This is a genomic window from Desemzia sp. FAM 23988 (assembly GCF_045528365.1).
GTDB lineage: Bacteria > Bacillota > Bacilli > Lactobacillales > Carnobacteriaceae > Desemzia.
The window spans coordinates 1-25,930 of the sequence record NZ_JBGQQS010000014.1 but is presented as its reverse complement, the minus strand read 5'-3'; the positions used below and the strand labels follow the sequence as shown (position 1 = coordinate 25,930).

Sequence of the window (25,930 nt, the reverse complement as noted above, 5' to 3'; positions counted from 1 at the left end):
TACGACTAAAAAGTTTTACCTTTTCCATCATAGTTATAGAAGGGACAAAAAATTTATACACTGTACCTTTTTTAAGAGAAGTTTTTAATATACCATTGAGCAGCAGCAACCACTTCTTTTTGAGTCAAAGAATGTCCATGCTGTCCCCAGTCAATTTCCACTGTGGAACCAGCTTCTTCAAGAAGGTGTTTTAAGTCTTTGCTTTCTTGAGGAGCACAAATCGGATCATTTTCTCCAGCCCCAATAAAGACTGGGACTTGGTTTAAATTAGGCAGATCCATTCCTCTAAGTGGAACCATTGGGTGGTGAAGAATTGCACCTTTTAACACATCTTGGTAATGGAATAGTAAGCTTCCAGCGATATTTGCCCCATTTGAATAACCTATCGCTACGACATTGTCTCGATCAAAGCCATATTTTTTGGCGGCTTCATCAATAAAATCTGCTAGATTTTTCGTTTCTTCTTTTAAATTTTCAATATCGAAAACACCTTCAGCTAATCGTTTAAAATAACGTGGCATTCCATTCTCAACTATATTTCCACGTACACTCAATACTGATGCTTCTGCATCGACCATCTCTGCTAGCGGCAGTAAATCATTTTCCGTTCCACCCGTTCCATGCAACAATAGTAACGTTGGTTTTGTTGGATTAGTGCCTTCTTTAAATAAATGTTTCATCAACCTCAACCTCTCTGATTTAGTTTGGTTTAATTTCTCTTATTTCTATTGGAGTCAGCAATAGCTCCGCGCTCTCAGTAATAGAGAACGCTAAAGTAATTGGGGTCCTTCACTTCTGTCGGATAAAAATCTTTAATTGCCACTCCAGCTGTCACACCATAAAACGTATACGGATTTTCTTTTCCGTCTGTTCTGGCTACTAATTCTAACTGCAGGTCGGGAGGATCTTGGAAGTTAAATAATCTTCTCTAAAACAAGCAGATTTTTCAACGGGTATACCAAAAGAAAGCACTCATTATTCCTATAAGGGCAGTGATCTTTCTGGAACCACATAAAATGTGACACCAGTTTGGCCGTCTCCAATTGTTCCTTGACGAGCATTTCCAAAGGAACAAACGTCATGATCGTACCTGGTTGACCTTTTTCATTTTCAAAATATAAATGATAGATACCTGGATCATCAAAATCCACCTTTTTTAATGTGTCGAAACCCAAGTACAAAACCTTAAAAATCAACGTTTTATTGGGAATTCCCAAAGTTTGTTTCTCAGTTCCTGTTCCCCTAGCCGTTATACAGATTATTTATTTTTTGTACTTTGCTCTGCTGCAGTCAAGCCAACTTTTTTTACTAACGGGATCAGCGTTTCTATTTCTTCACTAGATAATACAGAAAACAATTCTGTAATCATTTTTTCATGAAGAGGGAAAGCTTCTTCCATGAAGGATTTACCTTTATCTGTTATGTGCGCGAAAATAACTCTGCGGTCGGTCGCACACGGTTTCCTTTCGATATGTCCTTTTTGCTCTAATTTATCAATGACATACGTCATACTGCTGCTGGAAAGCAGTATTTTTTTTCCAATGTTTTGGATCTTTTGTTCTCCTTTAGCATAAAGCAACTCTAAAACTGCAAATTCCGTGGGGTTTAACCCATACTTCACCATGTCTTGTTTCATCACATCTTGCAGGCTTTGAGACGCTCGCAACATCACTGTTAGCGCTTTTAAAGAATCTTCATTTTTCGCCATTAAAAAAACTCCTTCCATGTATACATCGCTTATTATATATATCAAAATAATTTATCTTCAATTCGAGATAAACATACCATAGATTTTTCTGCCCGTCAAACAAATCGCTGGGAAGCTTTTAGTCTACAAAAGAGTGATCCATGCCTTTTACATCTATAAATGATCAAAAAAAAGCTGTGATAGAAATATCGCAACCTTTAGTTCTAGTTCTATTTAAATGTCATTATCTTTCTGTACGCAAGAGCTTTAAAGCTCTTGACCAACTCAGTATACATAACATAAAACAGAACAGATTTTTTTGAATTCTTCTATAAATCAGAAGGCGTAATAATCCCCATAGGACTCTCAGTTTTTTTACCGTTTTCAGTAATCAGCAAAGCATCGATTTTCCGATCCTTTTTTAACAGTTCTGCAGCTACATCGATACTCATATCTTTTCGTACGAATAAATAATTGTTGCTTTTAGAGTCTTCTCTCAAGATTTCTTCTGTTGTAACTTGTTTTAAATCCACTACAGCGGACTTTAAATGATTGGCTAACCAGTACGTAATGCCATTTTCTGTCAACAAACCAATCAAATCTCCTTTTTGATAGACAGGAAAATGAGTGATCTGTTTATTTTTAATGGTTTCCAATACGGTAAGAAATAAGTCCTCAGCTTGGAAATGAACCACATCTCGTTTAAAAGCAGGATAAACTTTTGGCGGGCTTTTGATTACAGATTCAATCAATTCGATCCTATCTACAACTTTATCCGTAGGTACAGCTAAGTAACGGCTTGTCTCCAGTTTTTTATGCACTAACACATTTCTTAGATCGGCAAAAATTTGCAAATCATTCTTATATTCTTTGACTCCGCTATTGCGGTATTCATTTTCATCTAGCAAATGATAAAAAGGTTTTTTGTGTGCTTTTTCATTGCTCATAAAACTCAAATGATTGTGAATGCGGTTAAAACTAGCTAAAAATCGTTCTGCATTATCCACTTTCTCATCCTTTCTTTGATTTTCTTACGATCCAAAAGAACTTTAGAAAATATTCAACCAGTTCACTATCGTAGTCCATCCCAGGCTGTACAATATAATTGGAATCGGCTTTCCAAGAATAATAATCACAGCAAATTTTTTCCAAGACATTGTTGTTAATCCAGCTAAATAACACAACGCGTCATCAGGTGCTATAGGACCAAAAATACCGATAGCAAAAATGCGATCAAACATTTTACCATCATTTAACCATTTGGAATACTTGTTGAACACTCTCTTGCTTAGCATCTTTTCTACTAATGGCTGGCCATAACGTTTAGAAATCAAAAATGCTCCAAAAGAACCTATACAAATCCCAATATAATTGTACACGATTCCCCATACCGGACCAAATAAGATCACTCCAGCCACACATGTAACGGCTGCTGGAAGAATAGGCAACACGACTTGTAAAAACTGAATAAAAATAAATACCAATATAGCTTGTGCCCCGTAACTTTCAACATATTGAATCAAACTCTCTCTCGAGTCGAAAACGTCATTGCTGTAACCAAGATAAAGAAAAAAAACAGTCATCACCAATCCCGCCAGTGTCAGCAAATCAAACCAATTGAAGCGGAACTTTTTTACGTATTTCATATCTAAACCCCAATTTCTATATCCATTCTTAATTTCCCTACAATGATTGTACGATAATTATTTGATGTATGCACTCCTTCTTTCGTTGTATTTTTCCTTCTTCTGTCAAAAATACTTTGAGCAGATGAATGTTAGCCATTATTTTTTCTTGTTATACTGCAGGTATAAGTAAGAAATTTCGCTATGTATCCTCTTTTTATTTTTTTATAAACAGATGCCACTTAGCGAATTAGCTGAAAAACAAAAAGAAAGGAAGATCAAAATGACAAACAAAAGAAAACTAGCCTTTTTAGCTTTAATTAGTACAGGGATTTTAGGGGCTTGCGGAACGGACTCCTCAACGGATACCGGTTCAGAGGAACAGAGCAGTTCTGCTCAAGAAAGCTCAATGAGCAGCCCATCAGAAGACATGAGTTCAGAATCATCTGAATCAGAAACTACTGGCGACTCTTCTTCTAGTAGCTCAGAATCTGCTCAAGGAATTCATGAACAGGAATTTGATATCAGTTTAGATGATGCCATCCAAATTTATAACGAAACCCATCCTAATTCTTTTATTGAATCCATTGAATTTGATGATGACGATGGAAAATACGAATATGACTTTAATGGGTTTGATGAGTCTGCTGAATATGAATTGAGCATTGATGCTTCTACAGGAGAAGCCATCGATAGAGATACTGACAATAATGATGATGACAACAATGATGCTTTGAACTTAGACAACATCGTTTCTCCTCAAGAAGCTATGACAACTGCTATGGAAGAAGTCGGCTCTGGATATGTGGATAGTTGGCATTTAGATACCGAAAACGGCTCAACCGTTTATGAGATCAGTATTGAGAATACTCAAGATGATGACGATGTTATTATTAATGCTGAAACAGGAGCATTCATGCACAGAGATTAAACCATTTAACGACACACAAAAAAGCTGGTCTAGGCCAGCTTTTTCTGTACTTTTATTTAGTTGTTTGATTGATACATATACACAAAAATTTTTGTGTACAACATGAACGACAACAATAAAAAGAATCCCGTGATCAACATTAATCCATTAGCAATAGCATCACTGATCATTGGAAAAGCCACCATTATCGTCATGCACGTATAAAATACCGCTGTTGACACTTTTCCACACCACAAAGCACCGTCTAATTTTTTGTTTTTCTTGATCAAAACAATATTCCAAAAGAGCATGGACAGTTCTTTCACTAAAAATAAAATCACGATGATCCACATATACTGAAAACGAACCATTAAACAAAACAGAATCGCCGCTTGTGTTACTTTATCTGCTACCGGATCCAACAACTTTCCGATATCCGTAATTTGATTGAATTTTCGAGCAATAATGCCATCCACTAAATCTGTGATTCCAGAAAAAAGGATGATGAGGCCCGCAATTCTATAATCTTGGATACTGTCAGCATTTACATAAAATGAAACAAATACCGGTACCAGAATTAACCGAATAATAGAAAGTATATTGGGGATCGTGAAAATCTCTTTTCCCTTATGTGCCATTCTCTCTCCTCCACTAATCTTTTACTGTTTTATCCTTATGTAGGACACTTATCTTTTTTATCATACCATTTGATAAAGCTTTTTACATCACTTTTCATCTTGAAAAAATATCCTGTGACACAAAAAAAGAACCTGAAAGTAATCTCTCAGGATCCAGACTGTATCATTAAAATTATCTTTCATCGTATTCAAATGAATCGATTGAATAAGTAACATTTTCTAGATCACTCACACTAAAGAATGCTTCTTGACTGTCCATTGGAATTTTGAAATACGCTGGCATTGTAGTATCTGTTTCCAGAATCCCAAAATCATCTTCAGATAAAACAAATGGAGCGCTATCTAATATAACTTCCCCATCAACAGTACTCATGCTGACAGTTAAGTTAATATTTGTCATTGCCATATCTGTCCGGTTCACTATAATGAACACCGCTTTAACATTATCTTGGCCTTGCTCCCCTAAAAATAGACCTGTGAAATGAATAGCCACATCATTATCAATACCTAATTCTTCCGTTTGGGACATTCTGGTTTGGATTTCTTGGAGCAATGGATCACTTTCTAATGTATAGCCTTGATCGATCTCAGACTTTTGAGGAACTAACGGGAATTCTGAAGTGGCTACTTCTCCGCCAGTACTCTCAGACTCACTTGAACTTGCTTCTGAAGAAGCTGCTGAAGATGATGCTGAACTCTCTTCTACACTTGATTCAGAAGTTTCTGCACTCGATTCAACACTAGACTCTGAAGATTCGCTTACTTGTGACTCTTCCGTAGTACCTCCCATTAAATCGCAACCCGCTAACAAAGCAGCAACTCCCAGTAACGTTACCAATTTTTTCATATTCTTCTCCTCCTAAGTTTTTGCCCCTTTCCAGATAAGTGATTATCAATTAAGAAACATAAGGTGTTTTACTTCTACAATTCTATTATACCTTAGAAGAGATAGTGTTCAAAATGAAATACTCAATTTGGTTATTGTCATCCTAAAAAAACAGGTTTATACTAAAGAAAGTGGCCAATAACAATGGAAGATTACCCAAGTTCGGCTGAAGGGGACGGTCTCGAAAATCGTTAGGCGAATTTATTCGTGCAAGGGTTCAAATCCCTTATCTTCCATACAAAAAAGGCTGCTGGCCTATAATTTACAGACTTCTTCGGTCTGGTGTTAGCGTTTAGGCCTGCAGTCTTTTTTTATTTTGTACAGTTAGTATTGAACACTAGAACCTATCTTGGTTATTTTCTGAATCATCAAAATCATCGGATTCATCATATGGATCGATGTAGTCAGTAGAATAACTAGAATTCTCTTCATATTCCACTTCATCCATTTCCATCTCTGGGAAACCCACTAAATCACGGTAAAAAACTTGATTAGCTGTTTTTCTATAAGGTTCAACATAAAGCGACAGAATGAGGATCACTAAAATGAACGCCAGGACTACAAAAATCATTCCAAAGAAGAATCCCCAGAATTCATTTGGTGCATATGTGCTGGCATATTCGAATTGGTAGCTGATCGTATTGATACTGCCGAAAATAAACGCTAAAAATAGAATAACGGGTATTAAGTACCATAAAATAAATGAAAATTGCAGTTTAAAATAGTCCCATTTTCTACCTTCCATGATTTCTTTACTGCGTTGAATCGCACCCATGATATCCAAATTTGGATCGTCTTTGTAGACATTAAACGATTGACTGTAACTATAAGATTTAATGATTCCTGGTATGATCAGCAATAAACTCCACAAGATAATAAATAAATTAGTTACTACTGAGATCCCTAAAACTTTAAAAAATCGATTGGTTTTTAAGGACTGAAACATCGCTTCTACAGTTAATTTTTCCCCGTCAACCATATCTAGTAAAGACCAGTCATAACCGACTGCGAAGACAGCCGTAATAAAGCTGACTACTATAGTCACCAATGAAGAAAGAATCGTTTCTCTTGTACTTGCAGCTATCATATCCGAGGTAACCAGTGCTGGATCTTGTGAAAATGTTGATGTTAAGCTCTCAAAGCTGCCCGCTCCTACGAGACCCAATAACACCTCACTGATAATGGAAGTTAAAATAGTCATAATCACTAAGTTTAATATCGCTATTTTCCAATTTCCTGAAAGCCTTGCTTTGGCTTCTTTCTTTAGTTCTCTTGTTCTCATACATACTCCTCCACTCTTTCCCTACATTTTTCTGGTGGGCTACGCTCATTATACCAAATAAAGAGAATTCTTTAAGAATAATTCAAAAGAATTCTCTTTTATTTTTTATGAAGTATTGACAACAAATCCATGACTATAAGTTACTTTTTTTTCTTTGGTCTCAAGAAATAAATCAAAGACAGCAGCAACGAAAAATACACTCCGACATACCCTAAAGCAAAATAGGTGATGATTCTCAGCATTGATCTCACCAACTTTCTTTTAAAGCAACGTCCTCTCGTTTAACAGACTCAACAGCTCGTATGATGTCTACTATCTTCTCTTCTCATCATCTGGACCTTCTCCTTGTATATTAGGACTGTTCGAATCTAAAGGTTCTATACCTTGCGGTGGAATTTTAGGGTCAATTCCAAATCCTGGTATAGTCGGATCAGTTGGCTCATCTGTTAAAGGTTGATTGTTCAATTCTTGATTAACTTGGGTAACCTCATGATCTTCAACGTACTGAGTTTCTTCGTCTGCATTTCTATTTCTCTCCTTAGACGTGTAAGTGAATTTATCTTGTACATCTGTTGTCCCGCTATCTGAAGTACGTATATCATTGGAATTTCTTGAACTGAAATCAGCATCGACTCCTGTTCCAGGTAAAATCGGGTTGATTCCACCCGGGGTTTCGTTAAAATCTCCTGTCTCTCCACCAGTCATACTAGTATTTTCAGAGGATTGAGCAGTCTCGCTTTCTCTTCCCATAGTAAAGCTCGTGCTTTCTTCAACCAATATGACATAGCCATTGTTTTTGACCACTTCATTGTATTGATTTCTCAAATGCTCCTCTAATTCATATTTTCCTAAAGGATTTTCTGCATCACTATCACTAAAACTTTCTTTTATTTTATCTAGCATTCCTTTATCTTCTTCTTTAGCTACTGTATCTATTTTAGCATCAGTGATATCTTTTAGTTGTTCTTCATTTTCTTTTTTAGTCATGACCGTGATGTCTTTTTCTTTGTACCCCAATTCTACCAAGTCATTTATTTTTTCTACTGTTTCTTCTGCTGATAAAAAACTATCAATTACTTTATAGCTCATATTTTTTCCTCCTCTTATTCCTATCTTCTAGGAATTGCATCTCTTTCAAGATAATCGTATCAAATCAGTAACCCCTTTCCAACTATTTAGCCTAGGGAAGTATCCATTTTGCGCTTTCCTACGAAGATGTTTGATCGCTTTAGCTTTATTTTCAGTAATGGTAAAAAAGGATATAACTTTTTTTACATATTTATGAGTTTTCTGTTGACTTTTTATTCATTTGGGCCTATAATAAATCTTGTCGCTGGTTAAACAACGACAAACAAAATGTCTCAGTAGCTCAGCAGGATAGAGCATTCGCCTTCTAAGCGAACGGTCGGGAGTTCGAATCTCTCCTGAGACGCTAAAAATATCTAATGTATAAATGTATTTATATCGTTAGTACAAAACTAAGACACTCTCTTCGGAGAGTGTTTTTTTATTTTGTCTTTATTTCTGGTCAACAGACAAAAGCATTCTTTCCGATAAAGAATGCTTTTAATCGAATCATTATTATAGAAGAAAATAGTTATCCCACGACTTGATTTCCCCCGTTATTATCAGCAGCCACCATTTTTTTAGAGGCTCTTTGAATCAGTTCGCTAATAGTTTCAATGGGATTATATGTAGAGATACCTGCACTGACACTCACATTTCTCGGCACATCAAACAATGTTTCAAAAACAGCTTGACGGATCGTCTCTGCGGTGTCATGAGTTTCTTTTTTAGTGGTGTTTTCCAGCAATATGAGAAAGACGGATTCTCGGTATCTTCCAGCAATATGTTTGTCTTGTATAACTGTCTGAATGATTTTACCTGCTGTCTTCAGCACTTCTTCACTCAACATAATACCGAAATCCTCTTCAAATCTGGCATAATGATCTATTTTTAAGAAAACAATCGACAGCGGTTCATTTTTCGCTTTGGCTTTGCTGGCGCATTTGGCCAACTCAACTGTGATAGCTGATCGTGAATACAAAGACGTTAATGAATCGGTTTTTAAACGATCGGATAGATGTTTATTTTTCGATTCTAATTGTTCTCTGTCTACTTCTTCTTCAGTCACATCAAATACAATTCCAGAGAGGAAAAGGGGCTCGCCTTTTTCATTTCGTTCCGTCACTTTCCCACGGTCTTGATATACTTTCCATGAACCATCTTTAGCTTGGATACGATACTTCACTTCCCACACAGGAATTTTCCCCGCAAGATGGTCTCTCATCTTTTGCATGACTTCTTCTTTGTCTTCTGGATGCAGTTTGTCTGTAAAAAACTGAAAGGTCACTTTCTCCGGTAAATCTTCTTTTCCATACCCAATCGCTTCTGCTTTCAATGGATTGAACGTCACTTCATTCACTGTAAAATCCCAGAACCATTGTCCCAAGTTTCCTGTCCAGCCAAATTCTAAACGCTCTGATTTTTGAAATGTCTGCAACAATTCTTTATTTAATCGCGTTAAAGACACTATTTTGGTTACCAATTCTTCTTTTGAATACTCTTCGTATTCTTGCATTTTATCAACTCCTTTTGTAGAACTTGAGCGGAAACTTAAAAACCCTTTATTTAAGTAAGTTTACTATACTTTAGCTTCCCCTTCAATAAGTCTTCAAAAAACTTCTTTCTTTCTATAAATAGCGTCTCTGCTTTCACTTCTTTCTACTCTTTTGATATACTGGTTGAAATGAGTATTTATTAACTAAAGGAGTGTATATACATGGGATTACTTGGCGGAATGATGGGAAATGCAAGCAATATCAGCGCAGAAGAGGCACGTAAAAAGTTAGGCAGTGTTGTTTTAGACTCAGAAGAAATCGATTTAGCTTTCAAATTAGTGCGGGATACGATTGTTTTCACGAATAAACGATTGATTGTTATAGATAAGCAAGGAATGACAGGGAAAAAAACGACTTTCCAATCATTACCTTATAAATCGATCAGCCGGTTCACCGTTGAAACTTCAGGGCATTTCGATTTAGATGCCGAATTAAAAATCTATATTTCAAGTGGTGCAGAACCAGCTGTAAACTTGCAATTTACAAAAGATAAACATATTGAAGCCATTCAACAAGCCTTAGCTTTAGCTGTTTTAGGCGCTTAATTGTTCACAATAAAAAGGCACAACTGATCGCTGTAAACGATCAATTGTGCCTTTTTGATTAAACAAAAGCTTAATACAATTTCAAGTATTGTTCTCTTTCCCATTGTGAAACTTGGATACGGAAAGCATCCCATTCTACTTTTTTCGCTTCTACAAAGTTATTGTAGATATGTTCTCCTAAGCCATCTTTGATGATTTCATCTTTTGACAATGCTTTAACAGCGTCCAATAAAGTTGAAGGCAAGTCATAGATTCCATTAGCTTGGCGGTCTTCTTCATCCATTGCATAAATATTGCGGTCGATAGGTGCCGGCAATTCTAAGTTATTTTTAATCCCGTCAAGTCCAGCTTTCAGCAAAGCAGCCATCGCTAAGTAGGGGTTTGCGCTCGGATCTACACTGCGTACTTCAATACGTGTAGACATGCCGCGTGATCCTGGTATACGGATCAATGGTGAACGATTACGACCACTCCATGCAATATACACTGGAGCTTCATAACCGGGAACTAGACGTTTGTACGAGTTGACTGTTGGGTTGCAGATCGCTGTAAACGCATGTGCGTGAGCTAAAGTCCCCGCAATAAATCCACGAGCTGTATCGCTTAACTCCATATCTCCTTTGCTATCATAAAATGCATTGCCTTCTTTAGTAAAGAGAGATAAATTAAAGTGCATACCTGATCCATTGACACCAAATAAAGGTTTCGGCATAAATGTTGCGTGCAAACCATGTTGACGCGCAACTGTTTTGACCACTAATTTAAAGGTTTGAATATTGTCGCACGCTTCTACTGCGTTGGCGTATTTCCAATCAATCTCATGTTGTCCAGGAGCTACTTCATGATGACTAGCTTCAATTTCAAAACCTAGTTCTTCTAATTGCAATACGATATCGCGACGGCAGTTTTCTCCTAGATCAACAGGAGCTAAGTCAAAGTAACCACCATGATCATTCAATTCCAAAGTTGGTTCATTTTTATCATCTAATTTGAACAAGAAGAACTCCGGTTCCGGTCCTAAGTTAAATTCAGTAAACCCTAGTTCTTCCATTTCCATCAACACACGTTTTAAATTCGCACGCGGGTCCCCTAAAAATGGAGTGCCGTCCGGATTATAAATATCACAAATCAAACGTGCCACTTTTCCTTTGCCTTTCCCGACCTCCCAAGGGAAAATCAGCCAAGTATCCGTATCTGGGTGTAAGTACATATCACTTTCTTCGATCCGCACAAAACCTTCGATAGAAGAACCATCAAACATCATTTTATTGTCTAACACTTTCTCCAATTGACTAATGGGCACTTCAACGTTCTTTATGGTTCCTAAAATATCGGTAAACATTAATCGGAGGAATCGTACATCCTCATCTTTTGCAGCTTGTTCAATAAATTCTTGGGTAAATTTTGCCATTACTGTTTCTCTCCTTTATAAATCAGACTTTTTTATGTAAAGCTATTAATGTTTAAAACGTTGTTGATTCAGTTTATTTTTATCTTTGGGAGACATTCCACTAATAGATAAAAACTCAGAATACAAAATTCTTCTAACATCATCATCTGTTAAATTCTTTTCATATGATTTGGTTTTTTCATTATTTTCGAGCTCTTTCAATTCATAAATCCTTTTAATACCTGCCATGTTGATTCCATCAGCTAAATAATCTTTAATCTCAAGGAGCACATCAATATCATTCAGAGAATACATTCTTCGATTGCCTTCATTCCGTTCAGGATAAATCAACTCTTGTTCTTCATAATAACGAATCTGTCGTGCCGTTAAATCCGTCAGTTTCATAACTGTACCAATTGGAAATACAGACATAGATCTTCGCAATTCTTTTTCTCTCATTTTTGTCCTCCTCTCAATTACTTTTACAGATTACCAGTTCATATCGTGCATGTCAATCTATTTTTTACAAAATGTTAGGTTTTCTAACATAGATTTACGAACTTAAACATTTTAAAAGGGTTCTTCATTCCGAATATCAAAACAAATTTTCAGGTATACCACTTTTTATAAAGGAGTGAAAACAGATCCACTTTCTCGCTGCAATAAAGACTACTATTCGCCTGACTGGTTCTATGAGACTGAAAAGTTATGTTCAATATAAAGCCTCATAAAAAAATTACTACCTTTAACTGTTGAAACTGCTCTCTTGACTCATACAATTAATCATCATCAGACTTTGAGAATCTATTTTGACCGGCTTAAGTTTAAATCAGACAAAAAAAGACCGAGACACTTTCGCGGTCCCAGTCTTTTAGATTCTGCAATATTTGACGTTAGTAAATAAAAATAGTTTCCTTTTTAAGGCTAAACCTTTTAGAAACTCATCCTTAGAAATATCCTCCGGTCTATAAGGTTTTCCATAAGCAGTTCCATAGGTCGGAGGAAATTTCTTTACCAACGCCAGAAGATAAAAAATCATCTTTTATACATCGTAATTTATTTTTTAAAGTATTTTTGTTGTTCCCATGGAGATACTTGTTCATTGTATTCTACCCATTCTTGTGTGCGAATGGTAATGAAGTTGTTATACATATGATCGCCCATAGCTTCTTTCATGAGGTCATCTTTTCTCAAGTAATTGACCGCTTCATATAATGTCGCTGGCAAACGCTCAATGTCTTGTTCCCCCAGTTCTGAAGATGTCATTTGATAAATGTTCTTTTCAACCGGATCTGCTACAACTTTACTTTCTTGAATCCCGCTTAATCCAGCTTTTAACAATACCGCTAAAGCAAGATACGGATTTGCGCTTGGATCTACACTGCGTAATTCAACACGAGTAGACATCCCTCTAGAAGTTGGCACGCGCACTAGCGGCGAACGGTTGCTGGCACTCCATGCAATATGCACAGGTGCTTCAAACCCTGGTGTTAAACGTTTGTATGAATTGACTGTTGGGTTGCAAATCGCTGTATAAGATTTAGCGTGTTTCAACAGACCGGCTATGAATTCGTGAGCTGTTTTGCTTAATCCCATAACATCTTCTTCGTCATAAAAAGCATTTCCTTCTTCATTGAATAAAGACATGTTGAAATGCATACCTGATCCATGAACCCCATTGATCGGTTTCGGCATAAACGAAGCATGCAATCCATGTTTGCGGGCAATTGTTTTTACCACTAGTTTAAAAGTTTGAATGTTGTCACAAGCTTCTACGGCATCTGCATATTTCCAATCGATCTCATGTTGCCCAGGAGCAGCTTCATGGTGGCTGGCTTCAATTTCAAAGCCTAATTCCTCTAGTTGCAACACAATATCCCGACGACAGTTTTCACCTAAATCAGTAGGCGCTAAATCAAAATACCCACCATGGTCGTTTAATCGCTGCGACGGTTCTCCGTTTTCGTCTAATTTAAACAAGAAAAACTCCGGCTCTGGCCCTAAATTAAATTCTGTAAAGCCCTCACTTTCCATTTCTTCTAAGACTCGTTTTAAATTTGAACGAGGATCTCCGGCAAATGGGGTCCCATCTGGATTGTATACATCACAAATCAACCGTGCGATTTTTCCGTATTCTGTATCCCACGGGAAAATGAGCCAAGTCGATAAATCTGGTCGTAATTGCATGTCACTCTCTTCAACTGCTACGAAGCCATCGATTGAGGAACCATCAAACATCATTTTATTGTCTAGTACCTTATCGAGTTGACTGATGGGAACTTCTACATTTTTTATGACCCCATCTATATCCGTAAACATCAAACGTAAGAATCGTACATTTTCTGACTGTGCAATTTCCTTGATTTCTTGCTTTGTATGATTTTTCATTGTTTTGTAACTAAACTCCTCTTAATTTTTTTAGTCCTTAAATTGTGTCTCCCACAATTTCTCCTTACTAAACGTAACACAAAATCACTGGACTTGTCATGGAATAACCCCTAAGGAACACAGCAAAAAGCCTGACCATAAACTATCTGCTATGATCAGGCTCACTAAATTAAGGGGTTTTTGTTTCAAAATACAACTCTGATACGGCAGCTGTTACAGCTAGTTTGACATGTTCATATGTCAAACCACCTTGGACATACAACGTATAAGGTGCGCGGATCGGACCATCAGCTGTCAGTTCAATACTTGACCCTTGAACGAATGTTCCAGCTGCCATAATCACATCATCTTCATATCCCGGCATATAGGCTCCAATTGGGGTTACATGTGCATTGATTGGAGAATATTTTTGGATCGTTTGCGCAAATTGAACCATCTTCTTTTCATCATTCAATGAAATCATTTGGATCAAGTCGGTGCGTTTTTCATCCCATCTTGGTATAGAAGAGACTCCGCAAGTTTCCAATAAAGCAGCTGTATAAACAGCACCTTTTAAAGCTTCTCCCACAATGTGAGGAGCCATAAAGAAACCTTGATACATTTCCGGTAAGCTGTACAGAGAAGCCCCAGCTTCACGACCGATACCTGGAGAAGTCAAACGGTAACCACATGCTTCTACTAGATCCAAGCGACCAACGATGTACCCGCCGATTTTAGCTAACCCTCCACCCGGGTTTTTGATCAATGAACCTGCCATCAAATCAGCGCCAACTTCTATCGGCTCTCTTTCTTCCACAAATTCTCCATAACAATTATCCACAAAAATAATGACTTCAGGATTGACGCTTCTGACAAATTGGATCATTTCTTCAATTTTCTCAATCGTAAAGGAAGGACGGCTAGCATAGCCGCGAGACCGTTGAATCGCTACAACTTTCGTTTTAGCCGTCATTTTTTCTTTGACCATTTCAAAGTCTACACTGCCGTCTTCTAACAGAGCTACTGAATCATACCCCATTTGATATTCTTTAAAAGAGCCGACTGCATTTCCGGTCACTCCGACAACTTCCAATAACGTATCATACGGCTGCCCTGTGATGTACAACAAATCATCTCCAGGACGCATGATTCCAAATAACGCTGTAGTAATCGCATGGGTTCCTGAAATCAATTGCGGACGGACTAGCCCTGCTTCAGCTTTAAACACGTCTGCGTACACTTCTTCTAATGTATCGCGGCCAAAATCATCGTATCCATAACCGGTAGAAGGGTTAAAATGCTGATCAGAGACATGTTTTTCTCGAAAACTGTCCAGCACTTTCTTTTGATTGATCAAGGCGTTTTCGTGAATTTGATCCACCATCGGCTGGATTTTCTTCTCTACCTCAGTAATTCGTTGTTGCAATTCTGATGTATATTGTTTATTCCAACTCATTCTTTCTCCGATTCTCCAATCCATCTAGACGTCGCTTTAGCATAACCTTTTACGACATAAACATTTTTTTCTTCATCGTATACTTGTGTCGCTATTTGTGTTTCTTGTTTCAACTGAATCAATAAATCTCCTTCAGCTACAGGTACTTCTATCCGATACGGTTCCATGATTTCTTCTACTTTGTCCATTAATTGAGTCAACAGCAATTCGATATCTTGATCATTTTTAGCAGACATCACAATGTTCGGGAAATAATCTGGATAAAACGGTCCTTCAATCAAATCACTTTTATTATAGATCGTTAAAAGCGGAAGGTGGTCCATTTTTAAATCCATCAATAAATTCATTACGGTACGTTCATGTTCCAACATGTTTTCTGCTGACGCATCCACGACATGCAGCAATAAATCGACACCTCTTGTTTCTTCAAGAGTAGATTGAAAAGCTTCAATCAATTGTGTTGGCAAGTCTTGAATAAATCCTACTGTATCGGTTATCGTGACATTTAGTCCGCTTGGCAATTTCAACTGCCGTGTCAGCGGGTCCAGCGTAGCAAACAATTTATTCTCTTCATACGTTTCAGCATGGGTCAACTTATTGAGTAATGTTGACTTGCCGGCATTGGTGTACCCCATTAATCCAATCTGAAAAATATTGCTTTCTTTTCGCTGTTTACGTGTCAGTTCACGGTGTTTTTCTGTTTTGAACAATTCTTTGCGAATATCGTTTATTTGATCGCGAATGTGGCGACGATCCGTTTCCAACTTAGTTTCACCAGGTCCTCTGGTTCCGATTCCACCGCCAAGCCTCGATAAGTTTACCCCTTGACCAGCCAGTCTTGGCAATAGATATTGCAATTGAGCCAATTCAACTTGCAGCTTTCCTTCTTTGCTTTTGGCGTGCATCGCAAAGATATCCAAGATCAATTGCACCCGGTCGATTACTTTTACTTCGACCACATCTTGAATATTTCTCGTTTGTCCTGGAGTCAGTTCATGGTTAAAAACGACCGTATCGGCTTCCAGCTCTTCTACTAATAGTCCTAATTCTTCTATTTTCCCTTTGCCCAAATAAGTTCGTGAATCTGCTCGCGCTCTTTTTTGAGTCAAATGACCGACCACTATCCCTTGAGCCGTTTCTGTCAATTGTTCCAATTCTTTTAGGGAATAATCAAATCCAAAATCTGTTTCTGTCGTTTGGACTCCTACTAGTATGACTCGTTCTGCTTTAGCTTGTGTCTCCATAAAATCACCCCTTCATCATTTCATCCGGCATTTAAATCACTAGTTAAAAAACGCCTCAACTTCTGCCAACACTTGTTTCTCATCTGTTGGATGCTCTACCAGATTCCACCAACTGACATTATCCATGCGATTCCTGAACCAAGTCAGTTGTCTTTTAGCATATCGTCTAGAATTTTGTTTGATTTGTTCAATGACCTCTGATTTAGTTTCTTCTCCTTTAAAGTAAGAGAACCATTCTTTATAGCCAATTCCTTTGGCCGCTTGCGTATCTTCCAGACCTTGTTCGACTAACTGATACGCTTCTTTTTCTAGACCAGCAGCAAGCATTTGATCCACGCGTAAATTGATTCGGTCATACAATACAGAACGTGCCGTGTCTAATCCGATTATTTCAGCATCGTAAATCGATTCTTTTTGCTGACGTTCATTTTGGTAAGAAGAAAATGGTTCTCCGGTGACGTGAAATACTTCCAATGCTCTGATCACTCTTCTGCGATTATTGTGGTGTATTTTCTGAGCTGCCTCTGGATCGATCTTTTTCAACTCTTCCCACAAAAAAAGATTTCCTTTTTCCTCTGCTATAGCTTCTTTTTCATTTCTGAATACTGGATCTGTCTGACCTTCTCCACCATAACTGACATCATACAGCAGCGATTCAATGTACAAACCCGTCCCGCCTACAATAATCGGGATTTTCCCTTTGGCAGTGATTTGTTTAATCAACTCTTTGGCTCTTTTTTGAAACACTGTCACCGTGTAATTGCCCCATGGTTCTATTTCATCAATTAAATAATGGGGAATCCCCTCCATTTCTTCAGAGGTTACTTTAGCTGTTCCGATATCCAAACCTTTATAGATTTGCATAGAATCCCCGCTGATGATTTCACCATTCATTTTTTTGGCTATTTCGATACTCAAACTCGTTTTCCCAACTGCTGTCGGTCCAACAATAACAAGTATTTTGGTTTTCATGAGTAATACAACACTCCTTTTGCTACCAATACTCCCTTTACTCAAGAAAACAACTAAAAAGTCAGTGAAGATAACGCCTTTACTTTTAGAATCCTTGATGCTGGATCAGAATATGGTTCCTTCTATTATCTTGGTAATTATACCATATATTACGCTATTCCTCTCCTATCAAACCTAATTCAGTCTTTCTATCTTTACAAAAAATCTGTTCGTATAACACAAACACGACCTCAGTAGCAGAATTCTTCAAAAGGTTCACTCAGGAGGCGCTTAGATTGATTCTAAAATGTAGGCTTCTTAGTTGGATTGAATAAGCTGCGTTGGCAGACATGCGCAAAAAAGCAGCTCATACTAACATAAAAACTACCCGGACTGTTTGGAAAAAGCCCAAACTATTCGGATAGTTTTATGTACGATGAGCTGGATGCTCTGCTCAGCGCTCTTTTTTTAGACGAGTTGTGTATGAGCAAAACGCCATGTTTTACTCTATTATCTAGCTTTCCGTTTGATTTTGCCTGTCCATTTTTTGTAGCCGCCTTTTAATGTGTAAAGGTCTGTGTATCCGGCTTTACGTAATTTTAAGGCTGCACGTCTGCTGATAGTTTGATTTTCATCGTAAAGGTAGATGGGTTGATCCTTACGAAAATCAGTGATGCGTTGTTTTAACATAGAGTATGGAACATTGCGTGCTCCAAGAATATGTCCTGCATCAAAATCGTCTTTTTCACGAACATCAACTAATTGCACTTTTCTTAATCTCTTGGTAAAATCTTCTTGCGGTAATTCCACGGCTGCATTTTTACGTCTAAAGTATTGTGCCAGTTCGTAAATACCCCAAATGATAATAACGCCCCATAATATATAATTGATAATTGTCGTTGTTTCCAAAATCTAGTGAACCCCTTTCTGTACATCCTTGTTCAAGTACTAATTTTACACAAGAATGCGCTAATTTACTAGAGGTTTTTTCTTGCTGTAAAGAGAATCCATGGATTAAAGGGAAATTAATTCATGGATTGTTTGATTTTCGATATCGATTAGCAGTTCGAAGTTCCAACCGTACAAGCAATACTGTCCATTTGCAGAAATTAAAATCGGTGCTTCTTCTGGCACTTCTACTATAGGTTCAATTTGGCCTTCTTCAAAATTCAATTCAGCAAAGATAAATTGACCTGGCTCCTCCTCAATGGAGACAGCCTTCTCTGCAAAAATACCATAAATAGAAGTGCCTCTTTCTGCTTGTGTTAAATAAGGGAATAAAATGCGATTATTCATAGTAACTTTCGGAGCCACCATAAAGCCTGCATCTACTAAAAATGGGTATTGATAAGTCAACATGATTTCTTGCTCGTTGAAATCTGATGGAGTGAACTTGATAAACGTATCTTCATGTAAAAAGAAATCAGATGCATAGGAATCCAACAACAAAACCTCGCCGTTTCGGATATCTCCCATGTATAACTTTCCGGTTTCCAAGGTAAAATCATCTTCATTATCGATAAATAAGTACAAGTTTTCAGAGTACCATTGCGGATTCAAAGAAGCTGACTCGACAGCGGTGTATTCATTGGTCTCAATGTTCCAATTGTAGACTGACGTATTATTGTCTCCTTCATAATAAGATACAAAAGCGACAGCTGGATTCTGTGCATTGACATTTATGTCTACAAAACCGTTGGAATTGATCGGCAATTCTTGGATTTGTTCCCCTGCGTAACTTAATACAATCAATGTCGACGCAGCATTTTTTACTTGCTGCACAATAATTTTTTCTTCACTAGCAATGACGTTCGAGGCTAAGATGAAAGAATCAGTTTCATACAGCAAGCTGAAAGAACCGGTAAAAATATTAAATGAGTAAAGCGAATCCCCATCTATATCTCCCGATTGAACAATAATTTCTTCTTCCGATTTCCAACCGATTATTTTACGGAATTCTTCTCTCGGTAAAGGAATCTGCTCGAAGACAACTTCCTCTTCTGTTTCATCACCTGTACTTGGTGTTGCATCCTTAAATTGACAAGCACTTAAAAATAAGGCGACAACTAGAAGTAAAACGACTATTTTACCAGTGGATAAACGTATCATACTCATCACCCTATTTTGGAATTTCAACTTCATTTCAATTCTGTCACTTTTTTTACGTTCTGATAACAATCTAAACTTATTATAACATAGACTACTACTGACCTCCTGCATAATGCCTGTAACCCAGCATAGTCTTACAAATGAAAAAGCACCACGGCCTTTTGCCTTGGTGCTTTTGCTGTCATTATTCTATTATTCCGCTACAGAAGCTTTTACCAGTGAACTAGCTCCGATAACACCTGCATCATTTCCTAAAATCGCTAAACGAATCTTTGTGGATCGACGAATAGTTGGAAATGTATATTTTTCAAAATAAGGTTGAATGGTTTCCGTTAAAATCTCTCCAGCTTTTGAAACGCCTCCGCCAAGAACGATCGTAGACGGATTTAAAATATTCGCCAAGTGAGAAGAAGCTAACCCTAAGTAGTAAGCTACTTTATCTACGACCATCAAAGCTAGCGGATCTTTTTCTTTCGCCAAATCAAAGACATCTTTTGCAGTGATCAATTGTCCGTCATCAATGATGTATTTTAGTCTGGAATCACCCGCAAAGCTATCTGAAAAGTCTCTCGCCAAATGAACGACACCTGTAGCGCTGGCAACAGTCTCTAAGCAGCCCGTTTTTCCACACGTGCAGGCATACCCGTTCGGGTCTACTGTAATATGGCCAACTTCACCTGCTGCTCCAATTGCTCCGTGAACCAATTTTTTCCCTACAATGATTCCGCCTCCGACGCCTGTACCAAGAGTCAGAAACACAACGTTTGGATCGCTTTCTCCTGCGCCTCTCCAAGCTTCGCCTAAAGCAGCTACATTTGCATCATTGTCTATAAAGAATGGAATTTGTGTTCCCGCTTCAATTTGCTCTCTGACAGGCTGTACTGTTTTCCAATTTAAATTATAGGCACCGATAACGGTTCCATTTACAGCATCAATTGTCCCCGGCGAACCCATTCCGATCCCTATAAAATCTTCTGGAGTCATGCCATACATGTGCAAGTGTTTATTGATGGCTTCAATAATAGAAGGAACGATTTTTGTACCTTCTTCAGAAATATCCGTCTCAATACTCCATTTTTGTTTGATTTCTCCTTCTTCTGTTAAAATAGCAAATTTAACCGTAGTACCGCCCAAGTCGATTCCAATAATTTTTTTTGACATATGTATTCCTCCATGTTGACTAGTTATTTTTTTGATCCATGTGTTCTTGTTCCCATTGGTGCTCTTTTTTTAAGATAACCATAGCCGAGACAAATACGTCTCGTTCAATTAAATGAGTTTGATAAATTTTCCTTAATTCGTCCATCATCAATTCAAGATCCCAGAGTCTTTCACCGACGTGGACAAAAATACCGTAGCGTTTCAGCAATTGCTGCACATCGTAAACACTTTTTAAGGAATGTTCCATCTCTAAAACACTCCTAAAGTGCGTACATAACCGATGATCAACAGCACTGCCAAAAGACCGGCAAAACTCGCACCATATAGCAAACGTTTCTTTTTCCATCTGGGTAATGGATTTTGTACACTAATAGCCGTTGACAATAAAAATCCTCCTGCAAGACCGCCTAAATGTCCTGCTAAATCTACAGAGGAATTGAAAAATCCGAAAACCAAATTAATGACAATCAAAGTTCCAAAATTCCGAGACATTTGTTGGATCGCCGGATTATTGGTGTATGTTCTGCCTAAAAATATCGTAGCTCCGAATAAACCGAACAAACTCGTACTGGCTCCTGCTGATACAGATAAGGCATTAAATGCAAAACTAGCTGCATTCCCTGCTATTCCGCTTAAAAGATAAATCATGGCGAAACGCCAGTGTCCCAATGTGTCCTCTAATTGGATACCCAGAAAATACAAAATAACCGAGTTCATCAGCAAGTGTACCCAACCAATATGCAGGAATATAGGAGTGACTAATCGCCACCATTGACCTGCCACCAGTAATGGATTAAACTTCGCCCCATATTGAACTAAAGTCAAGGTGTTGGTGCTTCCTCCGTCAAAAGTCATTAAGATAAATAACAGAATCTGAAGACCTAAAAAAGTATACGTGACGATTGGTTGCCTCAAATAGCGTTTTATTTTCATTTGAGTTTGGTAATTCATCTATTAAACTCCATTCTCACTTATATTTTTTACTCATTCGTCTTTTCAATTCTATATTATAGCACAAAGTAATCTTCACAAAATGCAAAATAATATTTTATTTTCCTGTTTGGAAATCTGCAGTTGAAATAACCTTATCTTCCATGACTAAAGCGTCCATCGGTATATCAAAGGGTTCAGGATCCCACAAATCAATTTGCTGTTCCTTTAATACCAACGCTATTTTAGTCCCTAAAAAATCTGCTAAAAACCGATCGTAATAACCCCCACCAAATCCTATCCGATAACCCTCTTTTGAAAATCCCAGTCCCGGAACAACCACTAAATCAATGGCATTTTTAGCAATAGGCTGTAATGCAGGATCCGGTTCAAGCAATCCAAATGAAGAAATTTTCATCGGTGTATGTTCATTATATAAGACAAAATCCATGATCCGTTCTTTTTTTGCTCTCGGCATCACGATCTTTTTATTTGTTTTCCATGCTTCTTCCACTATAGGCAAAGTATTCAATTCGAACTCTTGAGCCATGGTCAAGGCAATGGTTGAAGCTTGCTGCCAATAGCGCGAACGAAAAAGATTGGCATAAATTTTTTCTTCTGCTACTTTTTTTTCAATTCCGCTTAGTTTTTTTAACGTCCGGATTTTGTCTTTCCGAATCTCTTTTTTATTCACTGTTTCCACTTTCCCTTCTTAAAGTTGTGATAGAGGTCATTTACATACCCGTAAATTTAATTCCTTACTTCACACTCTTCTTCAGTATAGCAAAAAAGGAACCGGTATAAATCCCCCAGTACCTTTTTTCTTTGTGATTTTTTGATTGTATTCCACTAATCGGCTCATAAGACAATACGACCCTGCGGCTGTTTGAATAAATCAACCAGTCACAGGGACGTATTTATACGGCAAGCCATACGTATTCCACAGCATTTAACTAAATTATTTAGTTTCACGGTGTAGAGTTACGCGACGTTCGCGTGGGCAGTATTTTTTAAATTCAACACGGTCCGGATTGTTACGTTTGTTTTTCTTTGAGATGTAGTTACGTTCTTTACATTCAGTACATTCCATTGTGATGTTTACGCGCATGATTTTCCCTCCAAGCATTAAACAATATTTGAAGATAGTTATTTATCCAATCTTCCGACTTGATTATGATACCATTTTTTTATAGTAGATTCCAGTATTTTTTTATTCTTTGTAAAGTTTTTTTACTTTACATAAAGAGGAGAATCTAATTTAACGACAAATGTTTCGTAAGCATCCAATTGAAGTTGATTTAAATCATATCGTTTAACCGCACTATTACTGATGATGGGTTCCAATTCAGTTGTTTCCTCAGTAAACTGAAATTTGTTGACTTGCTCACTAAAATTCGCCACGACCAGCCATGTCTCTCCTTGGAAAGTTCTTGTATAAGCAAATAAAGATTCATCTTCTTCTGCCAACAATTGATAATCACCGTAAACCATAAGAGGATTTTCTTTTCTCAATTGAATCAATTTTTGGTAAGTATAAAAAATAGACTTTGGGTCAGCTAAAGCTTGTTTCACGTTGATCGACGGATAATTTGGATTTACCGGCAACCAAGGTTGTCCTGTCGTAAAACCTGCCTCTTTTGAATCTTCCCATTGAATTGGAGTGCGTGCATTATCTCTTCCTTTAGCATTGATAGAAGCCAAAACAGCTTCTTTGCTGTACCCTTCTGCCAAACGTTCATGATACATATTCTTTGTTTCTACATCATCTGCTTGGGAAATATCGGTCAGGGTAATATTTGTCATACCGATTTCTTCTCCTTGATAAATATAAGGAGTTCCTTTCATCATATGCAGCAAAATAGCAAACATTTTAGCACTCTCCACACGATGTTCCTGATCATTTCCCCATCTCGAAACGATTCTGGGCTGATCATGGTTGTTCCAAAAAAGACTATTCCAACCCTCATTTTGAAGCTCCACTTGCCATGTAGAAAGAACTTGTTTTAATTCCACAACAGACAGCGGTCTTAGATCCCATTTTGCTTTTCCCGGCTGTTGGTCGAGAGCCATATGCTCGAATTGAAACACCATAGATAATTCTTTGCGATCGGTACCAGAAAACAGTTTCGCTTGTTGAGGATTAGCTGAATTGGTTTCTCCAACCGTCATCACATCCTGTTTTCCAAACGTTTCACGATTCATTTCCTGCAAATATTCATGCAACTTAGGACCGTGAGCGGTGATCTCTTGGTCTGGCAGTTTACCGACCAACTCAATAACGTCCAACCGAAATCCGCCGATCCCTTTATCCAGCCAAAAATTCATCATGTTATAGATCTCATAACGCATGTCTTTATTTTCCCAATTTAAATCTGGTTGGCGTTTACTAAATAGATGCATAAAATATTGCTCGGTTTCTTCCTCATATTCCCACGCGGAACCGCTAAAAACAGAACCTAAACCGTTTGGAACATCTCCATTCACTGGATCTCTCCAAATATAATAATCGCGATAAGGATTTTCCTTGGATTTTTTTGCCTCAATAAACCAAGCGTGTTCGTCTGATGTATGGTTGACAACCAGATCCATTACTAAACGAATATTTCTTTTTTTAGCTTCTGCTATCAGCAGTTCCATATCTTCCATTGTTCCAAATTCTGCCATGATAGCATAATAATCGCTGATATCATATCCATTATCATCATTAGGCGATTCATAAACTGGACTGAGCCAAATCACGTTAATCCCTAATTTTTCAAGATAATCCAATCGTTGAATGATTCCTTGAATGTCTCCTATCCCATCTCCATTGCTGTCTTGAAAACTTCTAGGATAGATTTGGTACACTACTGCATTTTTCCACCATTTTTTGTCCATAGTTAACTCCTTAAGTTTTTTGATAAGGCTTTCAAACGTAGTTTACCATATCTTTCAAACCGAGAGGACACCTTTTTTCAAAAAGTACAAAAAGCATGAAATTATATTAAGTTTTATTTACAACATAGGTTTTGTGCGCATATTGTGGTAAACTTTTTCTGGAAGTAAATTATAAAGAGGTGAAATAAATGGATTTATGGATTATTGTGATTGTTCTACTTGTTATTGCAATAGCTTTGATCGTTTGGTCTTTCTATAAACAAGACAATGGAGAAAAAGTGCAAGAAGAATTTGAAGAATTATCTTTGCAGTGGTTGCAAGAAATCGATCATTTGAAAAAAAGAGTCACTTTACTTGAATCAGAATTGAATATTCAATCGGAAGAATTGCCTTTATCTGATAAAGTACACGATGTATTAAGAAAACACATCATCACTTTGTATACACAAGGTGCTGCACCTGAAGACATTTCCAGCCAAACACGTTTATCTGAACAAACCGTTCAATCGGTCATAGACGATTATGTGTTAGAAGCCTAATCAATCAAGGAGGTACATAACATGAGTAAACCAGCATTACGATTCTTGTCGTTAGGTTTCTTGGTATCTGCCCTCATTCTTGCAGGTTATCGTTCGTTCTTTTACGAATCCCAACCTGTTGATGCAACAGATGCTTCAACTGAGTTGACTCAAGAAGATGAAACGTATAAAGATAAGTATGAGAGTCTGCTTGCAGAAACTGAACTGGCAAAAATGGAAAGCGAATACGCTGAAGATGGACAAGATACTGAATCTACTGATGAAACAGCTGCTGAGGAAAGCTCTGAGAGTGAAACTGAAGAAGCAGACAGCAGCACAGAAGAATCTTCATCCGAAGCTGTGACAGCTACTGTTGTCATCAATAACGGCGATCCAAGCAGTATTGCAGCTCGTCAGTTGCAAGATCAAGGAATTATTGAAAATTCTGCTGATTTTGACAACTTTTTAGAAGAGAACAATTTGTCAAACCTAATTCGACCTGGTACTTTCACAATTGAAAGTGGTATGTCGTTCCAAGAAATCGCGGACATCTTATCAAGTGAAAATTAATTTTCCTGATATTAAAAGTTGTCATCGAGTAGGAGATAAATAATTAATTTATTTACCGTCCTCTCACACCACCGTACGTACCGTTCGGTATACGGCGGTTCAATTTTATATAACATGCTTTTGTTTTAAATAGTAACTATCGGGAGATACTAGACCTTTGAGG

Annotated in this window: 27 protein-coding genes and 2 tRNA genes; 6 read left to right on the top strand and 23 right to left on the bottom strand. The window is 37.5% G+C overall.

From position 1 onward, the window contains the following. Positions 1 to 71 precede the first annotated feature (71 nt). The 4 genes from ACEN4L_RS08825 to ACEN4L_RS08810 all read right to left on the bottom strand — a co-directional run bounded on the left by ACEN4L_RS08825 (position 72) and on the right by ACEN4L_RS08810 (position 3,333). The gene (locus tag ACEN4L_RS08825) at positions 72 to 680 is read right to left on the bottom strand and encodes an alpha/beta hydrolase (protein ID WP_407097194.1); all 609 of its coding nucleotides are present in this window, start codon (positions 678 to 680) and stop codon (positions 72 to 74) included. A gap of 578 nt (positions 681 to 1,258) precedes the next feature. Beyond that, positions 1,259 to 1,708, bottom strand: coding sequence for a MarR family winged helix-turn-helix transcriptional regulator (locus ACEN4L_RS08820; RefSeq protein ID WP_407097193.1), 450 nt, complete (start codon positions 1,706 to 1,708; stop codon positions 1,259 to 1,261). A 308-nt stretch (positions 1,709 to 2,016) separates the two neighbouring features. Beyond that, positions 2,017 to 2,694, bottom strand: a complete 678-nt coding sequence (locus tag ACEN4L_RS08815; RefSeq protein ID WP_407097192.1) for a CBS domain-containing protein — start codon at positions 2,692 to 2,694, stop codon at positions 2,017 to 2,019. 42 nt (positions 2,695 to 2,736) lie between these two features. Continuing rightward, positions 2,737 to 3,333: a TVP38/TMEM64 family protein gene (locus tag ACEN4L_RS08810; protein ID WP_407097191.1), complete on the bottom strand. Its 597-nt coding sequence runs from the start codon at positions 3,331 to 3,333 to the stop codon at positions 2,737 to 2,739. A gap of 262 nt (positions 3,334 to 3,595) precedes the next feature. Between ACEN4L_RS08810 and ACEN4L_RS08805 the strand changes: the two genes are divergently transcribed. Continuing rightward, positions 3,596 to 4,243, top strand: coding sequence for a PepSY domain-containing protein (locus ACEN4L_RS08805; protein ID WP_407097190.1), 648 nt, complete (start codon positions 3,596 to 3,598; stop codon positions 4,241 to 4,243). 56 nt (positions 4,244 to 4,299) lie between these two features. Here ACEN4L_RS08805 and ACEN4L_RS08800 read toward each other — a convergent pair whose 3' ends face one another. Beyond that, a complete protein-coding gene (locus ACEN4L_RS08800) occupies positions 4,300 to 4,860 on the bottom strand; it encodes a CDP-alcohol phosphatidyltransferase family protein (protein WP_407097189.1) in 561 nt (186 codons plus the stop codon). A gap of 172 nt (positions 4,861 to 5,032) precedes the next feature. After that, on the bottom strand, positions 5,033 to 5,707 hold the full coding sequence (locus tag ACEN4L_RS08795; protein WP_407097188.1) for a hypothetical protein: 675 nt from the start codon (positions 5,705 to 5,707) through the stop codon (positions 5,033 to 5,035). Positions 5,708 to 5,892: 185 nt separating this feature from the next. Here ACEN4L_RS08795 and ACEN4L_RS08790 point away from each other — a divergent pair. Further along, a tRNA-Ser gene (locus ACEN4L_RS08790) sits at positions 5,893 to 5,982 on the top strand. Positions 5,983 to 6,083: 101 nt separating this feature from the next. On the opposite strand, the gene ACEN4L_RS08785 is transcribed toward ACEN4L_RS08790, so the two are convergent. Further along, on the bottom strand, positions 6,084 to 7,028 hold the full coding sequence (locus ACEN4L_RS08785; RefSeq protein ID WP_407097187.1) for a DUF975 family protein: 945 nt from the start codon (positions 7,026 to 7,028) through the stop codon (positions 6,084 to 6,086). A 312-nt stretch (positions 7,029 to 7,340) separates the two neighbouring features. Further along, a complete protein-coding gene (locus ACEN4L_RS08780; protein ID WP_407097186.1) occupies positions 7,341 to 8,117 on the bottom strand; it encodes a general stress protein in 777 nt (258 codons plus the stop codon). 269 nt (positions 8,118 to 8,386) lie between these two features. On the opposite strand from ACEN4L_RS08780, the gene ACEN4L_RS08775 reads away from it, so the two are divergent. Next, positions 8,387 to 8,460, top strand: a tRNA-Arg gene (locus ACEN4L_RS08775). A 165-nt stretch (positions 8,461 to 8,625) separates the two neighbouring features. Here the strand turns inward: ACEN4L_RS08775 and ACEN4L_RS08770 are convergent. Then, a complete protein-coding gene (locus ACEN4L_RS08770; protein ID WP_407097185.1) occupies positions 8,626 to 9,609 on the bottom strand; it encodes a diguanylate cyclase domain-containing protein in 984 nt (327 codons plus the stop codon). Between the two features lie 201 nt (positions 9,610 to 9,810). Here ACEN4L_RS08770 and ACEN4L_RS08765 point away from each other — a divergent pair, with 201 nt between their 5' ends. Beyond that, positions 9,811 to 10,194 carry a PH domain-containing protein gene (locus ACEN4L_RS08765; protein WP_407097184.1) on the top strand — a complete coding sequence of 128 codons (384 nt, stop codon included), beginning with the start codon at positions 9,811 to 9,813 and terminating at the stop codon, positions 10,192 to 10,194. A gap of 70 nt (positions 10,195 to 10,264) precedes the next feature. Here ACEN4L_RS08765 and glnA (ACEN4L_RS08760) read toward each other — a convergent pair whose 3' ends face one another. The 14 genes from glnA (ACEN4L_RS08760) to ACEN4L_RS08695 form a co-directional block, all read right to left on the bottom strand. Continuing rightward, positions 10,265 to 11,605, bottom strand: coding sequence for a type I glutamate--ammonia ligase (gene glnA, locus ACEN4L_RS08760; protein WP_407097183.1), 1,341 nt, complete (start codon positions 11,603 to 11,605; stop codon positions 10,265 to 10,267). Positions 11,606 to 11,650: 45 nt separating this feature from the next. Then, positions 11,651 to 12,043, bottom strand: a complete 393-nt coding sequence (locus ACEN4L_RS08755; RefSeq protein WP_407097182.1) for a MerR family transcriptional regulator — start codon at positions 12,041 to 12,043, stop codon at positions 11,651 to 11,653. Between the two features lie 597 nt (positions 12,044 to 12,640). Beyond that, a complete protein-coding gene (gene glnA, locus ACEN4L_RS08750) occupies positions 12,641 to 13,972 on the bottom strand; it encodes a type I glutamate--ammonia ligase (RefSeq protein WP_407097636.1) in 1,332 nt (443 codons plus the stop codon). A gap of 169 nt (positions 13,973 to 14,141) precedes the next feature. Continuing rightward, complete coding sequence (locus ACEN4L_RS08745; protein WP_407097635.1) at positions 14,142 to 15,407, bottom strand: aminotransferase class I/II-fold pyridoxal phosphate-dependent enzyme; 1,266 nt, start codon at positions 15,405 to 15,407, stop codon at positions 14,142 to 14,144. Then, positions 15,404 to 16,651, bottom strand: coding sequence for a GTPase HflX (hflX, locus tag ACEN4L_RS08740; protein ID WP_407097634.1), 1,248 nt, complete (start codon positions 16,649 to 16,651; stop codon positions 15,404 to 15,406). Before hflX ends, ACEN4L_RS08745 begins: the two co-directional genes overlap by 4 nt. Before the next feature lie 39 nt (positions 16,652 to 16,690). Beyond that, complete coding sequence (miaA, locus tag ACEN4L_RS08735) at positions 16,691 to 17,623, bottom strand: tRNA (adenosine(37)-N6)-dimethylallyltransferase MiaA (protein ID WP_407097633.1); 933 nt, start codon at positions 17,621 to 17,623, stop codon at positions 16,691 to 16,693. Positions 17,624 to 18,112: 489 nt separating this feature from the next. Beyond that, entirely contained in the window at positions 18,113 to 18,511 is a 399-nt protein-coding gene (locus tag ACEN4L_RS08730; protein ID WP_407097632.1) for a rhodanese-like domain-containing protein, read from the bottom strand. 105 nt (positions 18,512 to 18,616) lie between these two features. Continuing rightward, positions 18,617 to 19,711 carry a hypothetical protein gene (locus tag ACEN4L_RS08725; protein WP_407097631.1) on the bottom strand — a complete coding sequence of 365 codons (1,095 nt, stop codon included), beginning with the start codon at positions 19,709 to 19,711 and terminating at the stop codon, positions 18,617 to 18,619. 192 nt (positions 19,712 to 19,903) lie between these two features. After that, positions 19,904 to 20,872 carry an ROK family glucokinase gene (locus ACEN4L_RS08720; RefSeq protein WP_407097630.1) on the bottom strand — a complete coding sequence of 323 codons (969 nt, stop codon included), beginning with the start codon at positions 20,870 to 20,872 and terminating at the stop codon, positions 19,904 to 19,906. Between the two features lie 19 nt (positions 20,873 to 20,891). Continuing rightward, positions 20,892 to 21,119, bottom strand: a complete 228-nt coding sequence (locus tag ACEN4L_RS08715; RefSeq protein ID WP_407097629.1) for a YqgQ family protein — start codon at positions 21,117 to 21,119, stop codon at positions 20,892 to 20,894. Between the two features lie 2 nt (positions 21,120 to 21,121). Further along, positions 21,122 to 21,823, bottom strand: a complete 702-nt coding sequence (locus ACEN4L_RS08710) for a rhomboid family intramembrane serine protease (protein WP_407097628.1) — start codon at positions 21,821 to 21,823, stop codon at positions 21,122 to 21,124. 97 nt (positions 21,824 to 21,920) lie between these two features. Beyond that, complete coding sequence (locus ACEN4L_RS08705; protein WP_407097627.1) at positions 21,921 to 22,505, bottom strand: 5-formyltetrahydrofolate cyclo-ligase; 585 nt, start codon at positions 22,503 to 22,505, stop codon at positions 21,921 to 21,923. A gap of 255 nt (positions 22,506 to 22,760) precedes the next feature. Then, positions 22,761 to 22,910 carry a 50S ribosomal protein L33 gene (gene rpmG / locus ACEN4L_RS08700; protein ID WP_204211082.1) on the bottom strand — a complete coding sequence of 50 codons (150 nt, stop codon included), beginning with the start codon at positions 22,908 to 22,910 and terminating at the stop codon, positions 22,761 to 22,763. A 122-nt stretch (positions 22,911 to 23,032) separates the two neighbouring features. After that, complete coding sequence (locus ACEN4L_RS08695) at positions 23,033 to 24,679, bottom strand: glycoside hydrolase family 13 protein (RefSeq protein WP_407097626.1); 1,647 nt, start codon at positions 24,677 to 24,679, stop codon at positions 23,033 to 23,035. 188 nt (positions 24,680 to 24,867) lie between these two features. Between ACEN4L_RS08695 and ACEN4L_RS08690 the strand changes: the two genes are divergently transcribed. Together ACEN4L_RS08690 and ACEN4L_RS08685 are read left to right on the top strand one after the other, a co-directional pair. Further along, the gene (locus tag ACEN4L_RS08690) at positions 24,868 to 25,218 is read left to right on the top strand and encodes a hypothetical protein (protein ID WP_407097625.1); all 351 of its coding nucleotides are present in this window, start codon (positions 24,868 to 24,870) and stop codon (positions 25,216 to 25,218) included. Between the two features lie 21 nt (positions 25,219 to 25,239). Beyond that, complete coding sequence (locus ACEN4L_RS08685; RefSeq protein ID WP_407097624.1) at positions 25,240 to 25,767, top strand: hypothetical protein; 528 nt, start codon at positions 25,240 to 25,242, stop codon at positions 25,765 to 25,767. The last annotated feature ends 163 nt before the right edge of the window (positions 25,768 to 25,930 follow it).